The following is a 12,521-nucleotide window of genomic DNA, read 5'->3' on the forward strand; positions in this document are numbered from 1 at the left end:
CCAACATGGTTATCAAGTTATCAAGGCTCTTCACCTTGTGGCCAATCCTCCTAATTCCGTAAGGATTTAGGTTTCTGACCAACGAATCACACAGCTTTACTTCTGACGGGATGCCCCACCGCCAAATTCAATATATTGATAGCTGCATTTACATCCCTGTCAGCCACATAGCCACAATGAGGACAGGAATGGATGCGATCTTTGAGTTTCTTTGAAACTTTTTTGCCACAATTGGAGCAGTTCTGGCTGGTGTTTCGAGGGTTCACTGCCTTTGTAATGAGTCCAGCGTTTAAGGCTTTGACTGACAAGATAGACAGGAATTGACCCCAACCAGCATCTAGGACTGATTTGGCCATCTTGGTTTTGGCCAGACCTTTGATATTGAGTTTTTCGTGAGCTACTAGATCGTGACTGGTCAGTAACTCCTTGGCGGTCTTAAAATGGAAATCTTTCCTGGTATCAGCTACCTTTTTGTGAGCCTTTCCAAGTTTAAGGACGGCCTTTTTCCTGTTATTGCTGCCCTTCTTGGATCGACTAAGGGCTTTCTGGATTTTCTTAAGTCGTTTTTGAGCCTTTCGGTAGTATTGGGGAATTGGCACCTCAGTACCATCAGACTTGATCAGGAACGACTTAAGACCCATATCTATCCCAATGGGATTAATAACGCTATCTACTGGAATGATTTCCGGGACGGAATCGTCTTGGGTTGACAGCGTAACGTAATAACCATCAGCTTTTCGGGTTATGGTAGCTGTTTTTACCTTCAAGCCTTCGGGAATAGATCGGTGATAAATCATCTTGACTTGCCCAAATTTCGGAAGGGTCAATATATTGCCATTTATAGGGTTCTGAGAGAGAGACGGGAAAGTGAATGAGCGGTATCTGTTCTCTCCTTTAAATCTTGGTCTACCGCTTTTTTTACCGTTGCTATCGCCCTTAAAAAATCGCTTAAAAGCCAGGTCTGCTCTCTTGACACAATCCTGTAAAACGTGAGCGTGAATTTCCCCATACCAAGGTCTATCTTTCTTTAGTTGAGGCAGAGTCCTCTTTTGGGAAAAATAGTCAGGGTTATTCCTCAATTCGGGCAAATAACAAACAAGAGGACAGGAATTAATGGAGCAACGATTTTGCTCATACCAATTAAATCTGTCCGCCAATAGATAGTTGTATTGATGGCGCAGCATGTCCAACCACTTCTCTATCTTGGTAACCTGGGACTTACTTAGTCTTAACCGGTACTGGTATGCTGATCTCATTTTTTGTCCTCCTGTTTATCGACCAACTATTAGACTAACATGTGGGTATCCATTCCCTGTGCCTAAGGATTTCTAATTGGTGACTCCGTTTTACGCTCGTCACCCGGCTATTCTTACCGACGCTGACCAAGCACGGGTACAGCGCGGGGCTGCCGCCCTAAAGCTCAAGACTACTGATTTGTTGTGCAAATACAATTCATTTAGCTGACAATAGAGGTTGAAATTCTCACTCACAGCACTAAATGGCAATCGGTTCTCAAATTAATACTACTTCGGTAGCAGCCGATTGCTGCGTCACTCCTGCTTAAGGAACCCAATCTGAAATTTTCGCCTTTGTTTAGTTCATTTGTACTAAAAATAACCAAGATGTCTTCTTCTAAACCAGAAATACCAGAAATCAGGTCTGCTGACTTCTTTAATTTAGAAATGCCCACAAAATTCTTTGTAAGTCTAGGGACTGCTCCAATGCTCTTAGGTATACTCTCAATACAAGCTATGGGTTCATGGTTAGAAACTACAGGTATTAGTAGTGAGGAAGTTTTTCGAGGGCAGAGATTGCCTGTTCTCCCTTTCCCAGATTTGGAAAGGGATGATGAATAATTGAAATTTGCGAAATTTGCTGTTATTTTTGCTATTGATTTACTACTTGCTATTAGTCGTGGATACTGCCATCGGGCAAAATTGCCCCCCTTAGGTTTGCCCCTGTCAGTTTCACCAAGAGCTTACCATTAGAACCCACTTTAGCTCCACTCAAATCAGCTCCACTCAAATCAGCTCCACTCAAATCAGCTCCAATCAGATTAGCCTCTCGTAAGTTAGCCTTACTGAGGTTAGCTTGAAATAAATTTGCTCTAAAGAGATTAGCACCTTCAAGGTTAGCCTCGGCAAGATTGACCCGATGGAGAAAGCAGTCTTTTAGGTTAGCCTGACTTAAGTTAGCGGATTGCAGATTCCGATTTGAGAAGTCTCTTTCTTTGAGGTCTGCTCCCCTAAAATCAGCACCACTCAAGTCAGGAGGGGCTTTGGGAGCCTGAGTTTGAGGGGTCGTGGATGGCTGGGTTCTAGAGTTACCGGGGGGCTGGGCAGTCCGAGCTTGGGATTGAGTAGTCCGAGGTTGGGCGGGAGTGTATGGTTGGGCTCTTGATTCAGCAGGGGTCTTAGGAGTCCGAGGTTGGGCAGTAGTGTATGGTTGGGCTCTTGATTCAGCAGGGGTCTTAGGAGTCCGAGGTTGGGCGGGAGTGTATGGTTGGGCTCTTGATTCAGCAGGGGTCTTGGGAGTCCGAGGTTGGGCAGTAGTGTATGGTTGGGCTCTTGATTCAGCAGGGGTCTTGGGAGTCCGAGGTTGGGCAGTAGTGTATGGTTGGGCTCTAGCGTTAGTAGGAGTCTTGGGAGTCCGAGGTTGAGCGGTCGTTGATGATTGGGCTCTAGATCGTTCTGGTTGTTTGTATTTGTAATAGTTTGGTGGGTTTGGCTGGGCTGATGGTGGTGGTTTTGGTCTTGGATTTGAATTACGATAATTCCGATACTGTGTTCTGCCCCTAGCTTGTTTTTGTGAAGCAGTGGGTGATTTATGATGCGATCGCAATTTCTCTCGTGCCTGATTCAGTAACTTAAGTTTTTCTTCAGCTTTTTGCTTGAGGCGAGGATTATCCTCAGGCACACGATCGGGATGCCAAATAAATGCTAAATCCTTGTAAGCCTGGTTCACTTCTTCCGGTGATGCTCCAGGCTCCAGTTCAAGAACTCTATAGCATTGCTCTAGCTCATTTTGCTTCACCACCATATTATGTGTAACCTAGCGACTTTTCCTTTCTCGACTCTAGACTATCAACTCTAGGCTTGCTTGTGTTTTCCGTTGATCGCCTACAGACTAACGGTTACAGCCGAGAATTTATCAATATCAATCCTAATGATATCTTCTTGATTTATCAGGTAATGGGCACTTATCACAGGCTAGAAGCCTGTGCCACGCACGCTACTTGAGGTACTATCAGTTATCAGCTATCAGTTATCAGTTATCAGTTAATGCGCTACGCGCACGCGTGCGCGTTCAGTTACCAGCTAATGCGCACTTATCACAGGCTAGAAGCCTGTTCCAAGCGCGCCATGGGAACAGCTTATGTGCTACGCACACGCTACGCGAACAACTATCAACCAAAGACCACACTACTTGAGGTGCTATCAAGAATGAGCTAAAGGCCAAAGGCTGACGGCTGATAACTGACCGCTGACCGCTAACTACGGTTCAATGCCTTATTGCAGGATTTTAGCTACTTCTTTGGAAAAATAGGTCAAAATTAAGTCAGCACCAGCCCGCTTCATGCTAGTCAGGGTTTCCATCATGACTTTTTTCTCATCAATCCAACCATTCTGACCTGCTGCTTTAATCATGGCGTACTCACCACTAACGTTGTATGCAGCAACGGGTAAATTAGTATGCTGTCTAACCCGGTGGATAACATCCATATAGGCTAAGGCGGGCTTGACCATAACCATGTCTGCCCCTTGTGAGATATCTAAGTCAATTTCTTTTAGGGCTTCAAGGGCGTTAGCGGGATCCATTTGGTAAGTCTTCTTGTCACCAAATTTAGGAGCTGAATCTAGGGCATCCCGGAATGGACCATAATAAGCGGAGGCGTATTTAGCGGAATAGGCCAGAATTCCGACATCAGTGTAGCCTTCACCATCTAGAGCTTTACGTATTGCACCAATGCGTCCATCCATCATGTCGGAAGGCGCTACCATATCTGCCCCTGCTGCAGCTTGAGATAGGGCCATTTTTATCAAAACTTCCACGGTGGGGTCATTTAGGATAGTGCCATCTTCGCTGACAATGCCATCATGACCATCACTGGAAAAGGGATCAAGAGCCACATCGGTAATTACCATCAGCTCTGGCACTTCTTGCTTAATTGCTCTGATGGTGCGTTGGATTAATCCATCCGGGTTGTAGCTTTCAGTACCGGTAGCATCTTTCAAGTCCTGGGGAATGAGGGGGAAAAGTGCGATCGCATTAATCCCCAGTTCAAATGCCTCGGTTACTTCTTTGAGCAATAAGTCCAGAGAATAGCGGTAACACCCTGGCATGGACTTAACTTCTGGTTTTAGACCCTGACCTTCCATCACAAATACTGGATAAATCAGGTCATTAACCGTCAGTTGAGTCTCTTGGACCATCCGACGAAAGGCTGCTGTACGGCGCAGACGTCGAGGCCGATGGGTTAATTGGAGTTGATCGGAAGCTGTGGACTTGTCAATCAAGTTGGGTAAGGACATAGTGAATCCGGTAGTAGATGTGAACTTGAGTTAAGTCTGTTAAATTCGTGAGGTTCATTATCAAGCATTTTGGTTTCAAAAATTCTTCTGCGCAATAAAACTTTGATTTTACCGGTTGACTTGACGGGTGACGGTAGCTTATCAGGGGTAAAGGGAGTGGTCGATTAAGGGGAGTAAGGGATAATCGGGTGAGCGGTCTGGACTGACACCTTTCAATTCAAACTGCTTCATGGATCTTACACAAACCTAGACATCGGTCTGAAGTCCAATTCCTGCTTCGTTTGTATACGTAGGAAGACGGCTTCTTCTACTCCACAGGCGTTTTATCGGTAGCCACCGACAGTGTTATGTAAAACCTGGTTCCCAGCCCTCTATATTGATTGCTGCGTTGATATCCCGGTCAACAATAAGTCCACAACCACCACAAACATAAATTCGCTCTTGAAGGGGCATATCTTGCTTATGACCGCACTTGTGGCAGGTTTTAGATGAAGGAAACCATCGATCGACCAACGTCAACTTAAAGCCATGAAATTCTTGTTTGTAGGTTAGTAATTCTCGCTTATCGATAGAAACCTAACAAAGAAATCGCCTCGGCTAATTTGTGGTTCGCAAGCATCCCTGATACATTCAAGTCTTCGATTTTGATTTCTTGATATGTCTGAGCTAATCGAGTTGTCTCTTTTTGTAAAAAGTCTTCTCGACTGTTGGCAATATGCTGATGTTGCTGACGAAGTTTCTGGTAGTATTTGTGGGCGTTCTTACTAGGTTTTTGTTTTGTCTGACCATTGCCTAGCACCTTTTTTCGATTTCTCCATTGTAGTTTCGATAGCTTGATTTTCGCTTTCTTAATCGAACTAGGAGTCTCAATCTTGGTGTGGTCAGATAACGTAGCAAAGCACTTCACACCTAAATCAACACCAACTTTTTTATGGGTGTGTTTCATGGATGGTAAGGGGCAAGCCTCGATTTTAAACGACACAAACCACTTCCCAGCTTCACGAGCAATTGTGAAAGTTTGAGACCCACAATTAAAGGGAATAGCTTCTTTAATTCGGAAGGTTCCTAATGTAGGAATCCTGATAAATTTTCCAGCTTTTACTAAGCGCTTCCCATGTCCATCATCAACCGTAAAACTACATTGATGACGTTTCTTTTTAAATTGAGGTATCCCTGAACAAAGCTTCGGATCGCGCCAACGACTGAAAGCTTTTTTCAAATCTCTCAAAGAGTTTTGATAGATCCGAGAAGAGTATTGATTACACCAGGCAAAATCAGGATTCTTTTTGGTGACGTTGGTGAAAATCTTTTTGATAGCAGTCAATCGCTTAGCATCCGAAGCTTTAACACCGTCAAAATCCCAAGAAGACATCATGATGCTGAGACCGTAGTTATAGACGAACCGAGAGAAGCCAGCGCAACCAGCTAAGAAGCCCGATTGTTTGTGATTGACTTTAAGTTCTCGTTTGAGTGCATACATGATGTGTATCCTGGGAATTCGACCTTAAACTTGTACTTCCATTTCTACTTTAGTGCAATTTTCCGGATTGTCGATGTTTTTGTCAATATTTTCTTGAATTGGTTGGACATATCGACGTAGACCGTAGAGCCGACAAGAGAAACAGTGAATAATTGCCATCAGGTCTTCCACCATTTCTTGTTGGGGACTAAGTGACTCATTGTTAGTCACAAGGATATTACAATCACAATAGTCAGCTAACTCAACGATCAGCTCGAAGGCAAACCTACATAGACGGTCTTTGTGAGCTACGACGATTGTAGAAATCTGTCCCGATAGCATACGGAATATCAGGTTTAGAAACTTCTTACGTTTGAAATTAAGACCACCACCGACTTCTTTAATCACTTCATCAATAATAATTCCAGAAGCACAGCAGAAAGTATCCATCGCTTTGACCTGGTTTTCAAGTTCGGGTTTGAGAGCGGGGGATGATACGCGACAATAAACAACTACCAGCCGCTTGCCATGATCACGGGATAGACCTTTAAGTTGATTGATATGCTTTTGGGTGTAAATACGATGATTGCCAAGGCTGCGATCGGCTACCAATTTTCCCGAAATATCCCAACGCTGGAGAGTTCTAACGGTGACACCAGCGATTTTGGCGAATTCATGAGGACGATAATGCATCTTCGACAATCCTGTGTAGGTTTGTCGAAGATTGTGGATGATTTAAGGACTAATTGTCAACTCTCTTGAGAATCGAGTTCCAGTTTTTTGACCCGTTGTAGCCGTACATATCCTGATAGTAGGTATCTACCAAATACTCGTCTTCGTGATTTTTCAACCAATCCCTCAAATCCTTCAGTTTCCGCGCTCCTTCCTCAACTTCGGCAGCATCATCCCAGTGTTTGCGCCAATAATCCCACATTGATTGGCTGGTGTCCTCAACAATTAAGTAGTCTCCACTCTGAAAGCCATTTTGATGAAAATATTCTAGGATACCAACCAGATTGACGTGGGAGTCTTCAATCAGCAACCAAGGATGAGGCAGATCCCAAAGCATTTGACCAGGAAAGGTAGCAGCCAAGTCATTGGAATCTCCCTGAAAAAAATGCACCCGAGAGTCTTGTTTTGCTCCCTCGTCTAAAAGGGAGAGATCTATATCCATCGAATAGACTCTACCTTTTATGCCAAATAGTTCCAAATGATCCGCCAACCAAATGGCGCTTCCTCCGTTAAATGCACCAAGTTCGATAATCGTTTTTGGTTGGAGTTCGTGGATTAACATAGGGTAAACCCCAATTTCGGTTACGGACTTATTCAGAATTATCCCTTTCCAAGTCTGTAACATGGCATTGTCCAGCAGAGGAATCCAAGCTTCAACAGGAATATCGCATCGATCTATTCGTTCTGAGATTTTAGCAAATCGCTTGGGATTTAACCGTTGACTATGGTGTTGTTTTTCTTGGAGAACAGTTTTATAATCCATAGTTATTGTTTTAAAAAATCACTTGATTGGGATCTTTTTGCTGGTAAATCATGGGTTTGTGACTCAAAACCGACTCGAGCATCGGTCGGAAATCAGACAGAGACATGGTGTCATAATTAGGGTCAAAAGATAATTGATCCCAGCGATCGCAGAAAATAATGGTTTGCTCAAAAGCCGGATGACCTTTGAACTTGTTGCGCTCATCGCGATCGCCACCAATAAAGTGCTGAAAGTAATAGCCTTGAAACACTTCGTGATGTTCTATCATCCAGGCATTTTCCGGAGACACATAAGGCCGTAAAATCGCGGCGGCCACTTGACCGTGATTGTAGGGCGCGAGGTCATCACCAATATCGTGTAGCAGGGCACAAACAACCATTTCTTCATCAGCACCATCCCGGAATGCCCGAGTGGCTGTTTGTAAGCAATGTTCTAAGCGGTCTACTTGACTTCCCATCTTATGACCGCGCAAGTCTAGCAATGTGTTAATAATTCGGTCTGTCAGACTGTTTACAAGTTCATCAAAACATTGATTCGTAAAATCCCACTGTTCCTTAGTTAGGGTATCCATTCTTGTATAACCCGTGATAGTCATAATTCCATAATCCTATTGCTTATCTGTAAAAAGACTGAACCTGGTGGAAATCCTGTCGTCCCGCAAAGTAGTTCCAATCCATATATGCTGTTTCCAGGTGTCTAGCTCCAGAACTGGCGTCAAAAGCTTTGCGTCCATGCATAATTCTCCAATTCTGCACTAACAGGCAGTCTCCAGCTTGCATCCGAAAACAGTATTCGTAAGCCGGATTTTTTAGGTAGCGAAAGAACCCATAGTAAGCTTCATAAAAGCTTTCCATCTGCTCGAATGGTAAATCTAATCCCAAATTTTTGTGGCTGAAGAATATGTTAGTTACTTCCTCAGTGTCGTTTAGTTTGATAATCGGTTTTGTCTGGGAAACATAATAATCCCAGTCCTGGTACAGTTGCCAAAAGGTGACAGGGGTTTGAGTTAAAATTTCAAAGTAGTGGGGATAATCTTGACGAAAATCCTGAGCCACACGAAACCCGTCTACTACGGTGGACTCACCCCCAGAAGCTTCATTTTCTACACAATAGAGCAGTTGGACAATGGGTGGGGTAGGGAGGAAGGTGATATCCGTATGGGGTGATAAGGCATTACCCGCTGCTGAGAGAGACAAGTCTTGACCATTTGGGATCGCCTTAACTGTGGAGTAGCGTCCGTATTGAGCTAGATAGTAAATTGGTCCAATGGAAGAGACGAAAGTCTCTAATTTCTCCCAAGGCATTTTCCGCAATAGGGTAAACCCTAGGGTAGAAAGTTGATTCATCCAGCATTCAAAAGAACCATCACCATATTCACACCACTCTGGTGGATTGGCATCTAACCAAGCTTTGTCCCAAAGTTGCTTTTCCCTAGGAGATAACCTAGGTTCCGGTTTGGGGTCGTAGGCACGACTCAGGAGCCAAGATAGGGGAAAAATACTGCGGTGGGCAGGCTCTTCATCCCAGTCAATGATGAGTTTTTCATCTTGGAACTGCACGGATTTGGGTTTTGGCAGTTCTAAGCGATCGCTGATATCGTTAATTTTCTGAAACGAACTGGGATGATAACACCGAGGACACAAACAATGGTCATATAACCAGATGTAATGAAACCGCTTCCCAGCAAGAGTTAGAAAGCGATCGCTTTGAATTAACTCTTTCTGTAATTTAAGCATTTGTTTTTCTGTTCCTTCTAGTTTGATACCAAGAACTAACAAACTTTATAAGCCCAGACTTGTAAATAAATATCTGGTTCAGCGTCCGGTAGGTTTAGAAATGGCTCTCCTTTTTCAACTAACGTCCACTTACCAGCAGCTTCTAGAGCTGGTTGCTTGTCTTTAAAATCACTATTATGGTAATAATCGGGACGAATAGTAAAAATGATATATCCCCCTGGCTTAGTAATACGAATTAGTTCATCAAAACCACTGCTGGGAGCATGGCCTAATGTGAAAGTTCCGACGCTAATAATCCCATCAAAGGTGTCCGTTGCAAATGCTAAAGCTTCGCCCAATATTCCTTGGTGAAGTGCGGTGTAAACGTTCTTTTTTCTCGCTTCTTCCAGCATCCCTGCTGAAATATCCATTGCCTCTAGATTGCCATATCCGCGCTGATCCAAAAGTTGCCCGACTAACCCAGTTCCCGCCCCAGCATCTAAAATTTTGGCTTCTTTAGAGAGATACTTGACCAAAACCTCGATAGCTGGTTCTGGTCCGGTATAGTTCTCGGGTAGCAAATCTTGCTCGTACTCCTTAGCCCATACATCATACCTTTCGGCTAATTCTTGATTGTTTTTAGAACTGTAGACCCAATGTACCCTATCTGTTTTGTTACTCATTTGTTTTGCATTTATTAGCGTGATAACGAATTATTTTTCAAAGATTTCTTTACCGTTAAGTTTCTATTGCTTAACAAGGCAAATATTCAACACAATTAAGGCATACGGAACACAGCTTACTACTAGTAAACCATCTATCAAACGTCAAACGCTAACCCTACGGGTATAAAGGGATTATTCTTGCTCTTAAAGATAAAACAACCCGTGAAGTTCAGTAAATTTAGCATTGTTGCGATGAATCTAGAACTGTTCAAAACTATCAATTACCAATTCTTTTTATTACCATAGAGACCCCGCAGATACAGTTAGCTCCTGCATTGTCATACCCACTGCCTCATCCCGGCAGAGAAAAGCAGCTAGTTCGCCAATTTCTTGAGGCTGTATGATCCTTTTCTGGGGGTAGCTCTGCTTAACTTCTTCAAAATATTCCGCAAAACTTCGACCTTCAGATTCAGCAAACTCTCTCATCGCGTTTTTGCCAAGCTCCGTTTCTACCCAACCCGGACTAATAGCATTGCAGGATACCCCATGAGGCGCTCCTTCTAAAGCCACACAACGAGTTAGCCCAACCACTGCTGCTTTAGAAGCACAATAGGCAGGAACATTAGGATTACCAACTGAGGCAGCAGTAGAAGCAATGTTGATAATGCGACCCCACTTGCGTTCGATCATTCCTGGCAAACAAAACTTGATAGTACGATAAATACCATTGAGATTAACATCAATGACACGATACCAGTCTTGATCAGGATGCTCGCAGATGTTATGCAAGTAGGTTATTCCAGCAGCATTAACCAGGATATCGACTTGACCAAAAGTTTTGAATACATTATTGCAAAAAGTCTCAACTGAATCAGTAGAAGAGACATCTAGGGTCATTGCTAAAGCCTTAACCCCCTTTGCCTCAATTTCTGTTTGGCAAGAACTTTTCTCAGCAGAGCGGGAACCAATGGCTACGTTAGCCCCAATTTCTGCTAAAGCAAGAGCGACGGCTTTACCGATACCCGATGTCCCGCCAGTTACTATTGCTACGCGACCTTGTAAAAATTTTTCTTTATTCATATTCCTACCCCATCAAATAATTGCGAAATCAGAAAGCTCTTCATAAACTTTGTGTGCTCCCTCAACCATCCCGGCATCTTCAGGACGAATTTGCACTTTTTCTTGAGTTGGTGGCACAATCCCACTACTACCGTCTAAAGTTTTATACCATTTAGCTCGACTCTCCATTTCATCAGGCTGACATTCTCTCCATTTATCTTCATTCCAACTCAACATTTGGGGGTAAAACTTAACTCCTATGCGTTGGCAATACTCGCTCAAAACTTTTTCGGGATGACGACGGAAGGAATTAGCTTCAACAAGGATTGGTTTCTGTTCTAATTGCTCAGTTACTATTTGCCACATTTGTTTCAAGGCATCAAAACCAAACTCTTCATTTGTAGGAGACTCATTGACCCGATACCAGGAAGCCATTACCTGATGAGGATGACGCACAATAAAAGTATTGATCACAGAAGCGAGAAACCCCTGATCTATGTATGGCATTCCTTGGTAAGCCATCTCTTTCATAAAAATTAGAGGAGCTGCCTCCGCCTTTGATTTTATTTCTTCAAGTACCTGATTAGGTTGGTAATTTTGGCGCTGTTCACAATCGCCAAAGCGATTGGAACGCCGCCATTTGCTAAAATAATAAACATCAAGGAATGGTTCATCAATGATTGCTGTATCTGGGCGTTGTGAAAAAGTTCTCTCGAAAGGGGTTGATACAGATCTAGGTGTAGCCCATAATACCACAATTTTGGGTTGATTTTCTGAATTTTTAAGGTTTTGATAGTTCATCAAAAAAAAATCCGCTTTCCCTACTATTCTTAGATGATTTATTGTTGATATTGTGCTCTTAACAAACTTTGTAAACCCAAACTTTTAAATAAACACCAGTGTCTTTCTTTTGATGGGTAAGAAATTTCTTTGTCGCTGTAACCATTTCCCATTGACCAGACTCCTCTAGGGCAGTCAGCTTTGGTTTGAACTCGTTACTCTCATACAGATCGGTAGGCATGGTAACAACAATGTATCCCCCTGGCTTGGTAATACGGATCAGTTCGTCAAATGCGTTACTTTTGACATGTCCATAAGTAAAAACGCCAACACTAATGATGGCATCAAAGGTGGCTGAGGGAAAATCCAAGGGTTCACCCAAAACTTGTTGGTGGAAACTGGTGTAAACATTCTTTTTCCGAGCCTCCTCTAGCATGCCTGACGATATGTCCATCGCCTCTAGGTGATGGTAACCGCGCTGGTGGAGAAGCTGCCCGACCAAGCCTGTACCTGCTCCGGCATCTAAAATCTTGGCATCTTTGGAAACATAATTGACCAATACCTCCGCTCCAGGCTCTGGTCCGACATAGCCAAATGCATCATCTAGGTCTTGCTCGTAGTCTTTGGCCCAGATGTCATAGCGTTCAGTTAATTCCTGATTATTCTGGGAACTATAGACCCACTGAACTTTGTCTGTTTTACTCATGTTTCCGATACTATCTGTGTTTACAAGCATCTTGCTTAAGCTCCCAATTTGGGTGCATCTCAAAGTTGTAAATCTATCACTGATGGAACTGTAGAAGTTTTTTAGCCTTC

General features: G+C 43.3%; 14 protein-coding genes. 1 reads left to right on the forward strand and 13 read right to left on the reverse strand.

Annotation, left to right across the window (positions count from 1 at the left end; translation table 11 throughout):
- Positions 1-86 precede the first annotated feature (86 nt).
- The gene (locus F6K52_RS08300; RefSeq protein WP_293076279.1) at positions 87-1,256 is read right to left on the reverse strand and encodes a transposase; all 1,170 of its coding nucleotides are present in this window, start codon (positions 1,254-1,256) and stop codon (positions 87-89) included.
- Between the two features lie 366 nt (positions 1,257-1,622).
- On the opposite strand from F6K52_RS08300, the gene F6K52_RS08305 reads away from it, so the two are divergent.
- On the forward strand, positions 1,623-1,856 hold the full coding sequence (locus F6K52_RS08305) for a hypothetical protein (RefSeq protein WP_293076281.1): 234 nt from the start codon (positions 1,623-1,625) through the stop codon (positions 1,854-1,856).
- A gap of 52 nt (positions 1,857-1,908) precedes the next feature.
- Here the strand turns inward: F6K52_RS08305 and F6K52_RS08310 are convergent, their stop codons facing one another.
- The 12 genes from F6K52_RS08310 to F6K52_RS08365 form a co-directional block, all read right to left on the reverse strand.
- On the reverse strand, positions 1,909-3,033 hold the full coding sequence (locus F6K52_RS08310; RefSeq protein WP_293076283.1) for a pentapeptide repeat-containing protein: 1,125 nt from the start codon (positions 3,031-3,033) through the stop codon (positions 1,909-1,911).
- 476 nt (positions 3,034-3,509) lie between these two features.
- On the reverse strand, positions 3,510-4,532 hold the full coding sequence (hemB, locus tag F6K52_RS08315; RefSeq protein WP_293076285.1) for a porphobilinogen synthase: 1,023 nt from the start codon (positions 4,530-4,532) through the stop codon (positions 3,510-3,512).
- Between the two features lie 345 nt (positions 4,533-4,877).
- Positions 4,878-5,051, reverse strand: coding sequence for a zinc ribbon domain-containing protein (locus F6K52_RS08320; protein WP_364416638.1), 174 nt, complete (start codon positions 5,049-5,051; stop codon positions 4,878-4,880).
- Between the two features lie 43 nt (positions 5,052-5,094).
- Positions 5,095-6,012, reverse strand: a complete 918-nt coding sequence (locus tag F6K52_RS08325) for a transposase (protein WP_293076289.1) — start codon at positions 6,010-6,012, stop codon at positions 5,095-5,097.
- Positions 6,013-6,036: 24 nt separating this feature from the next.
- The gene (locus F6K52_RS08330) at positions 6,037-6,684 is read right to left on the reverse strand and encodes an IS607 family transposase (protein WP_293076291.1); all 648 of its coding nucleotides are present in this window, start codon (positions 6,682-6,684) and stop codon (positions 6,037-6,039) included.
- Between the two features lie 49 nt (positions 6,685-6,733).
- Positions 6,734-7,486 (reverse strand): CmcI family methyltransferase, encoded by a 753-nt coding sequence (locus F6K52_RS08335; protein ID WP_293076293.1) that lies wholly within the window; start codon positions 7,484-7,486, stop codon positions 6,734-6,736.
- A 10-nt stretch (positions 7,487-7,496) separates the two neighbouring features.
- Positions 7,497-8,081, reverse strand: a complete 585-nt coding sequence (locus F6K52_RS08340) for an HD domain-containing protein (protein WP_293076295.1) — start codon at positions 8,079-8,081, stop codon at positions 7,497-7,499.
- A 19-nt stretch (positions 8,082-8,100) separates the two neighbouring features.
- Positions 8,101-9,222, reverse strand: a complete 1,122-nt coding sequence (locus tag F6K52_RS08345; RefSeq protein ID WP_293076297.1) for a TauD/TfdA family dioxygenase — start codon at positions 9,220-9,222, stop codon at positions 8,101-8,103.
- 35 nt (positions 9,223-9,257) lie between these two features.
- Entirely contained in the window at positions 9,258-9,884 is a 627-nt protein-coding gene (locus tag F6K52_RS08350) for a class I SAM-dependent methyltransferase (protein ID WP_293076299.1), read from the reverse strand.
- A 279-nt stretch (positions 9,885-10,163) separates the two neighbouring features.
- Positions 10,164-10,946, reverse strand: a complete 783-nt coding sequence (locus tag F6K52_RS08355; protein WP_293076301.1) for an SDR family oxidoreductase — start codon at positions 10,944-10,946, stop codon at positions 10,164-10,166.
- A 12-nt stretch (positions 10,947-10,958) separates the two neighbouring features.
- On the reverse strand, positions 10,959-11,726 hold the full coding sequence (locus tag F6K52_RS08360; protein ID WP_293076303.1) for a sulfotransferase family protein: 768 nt from the start codon (positions 11,724-11,726) through the stop codon (positions 10,959-10,961).
- Between the two features lie 58 nt (positions 11,727-11,784).
- Complete coding sequence (locus tag F6K52_RS08365; protein ID WP_293076305.1) at positions 11,785-12,411, reverse strand: class I SAM-dependent methyltransferase; 627 nt, start codon at positions 12,409-12,411, stop codon at positions 11,785-11,787.
- Positions 12,412-12,521 lie beyond the last annotated feature (110 nt).

The sequence above is a fragment of the Moorena sp. SIO3H5 genome (assembly GCF_010692395.1).
Lineage (GTDB): Bacteria > Cyanobacteriota > Cyanobacteriia > Cyanobacteriales > Coleofasciculaceae > Moorena.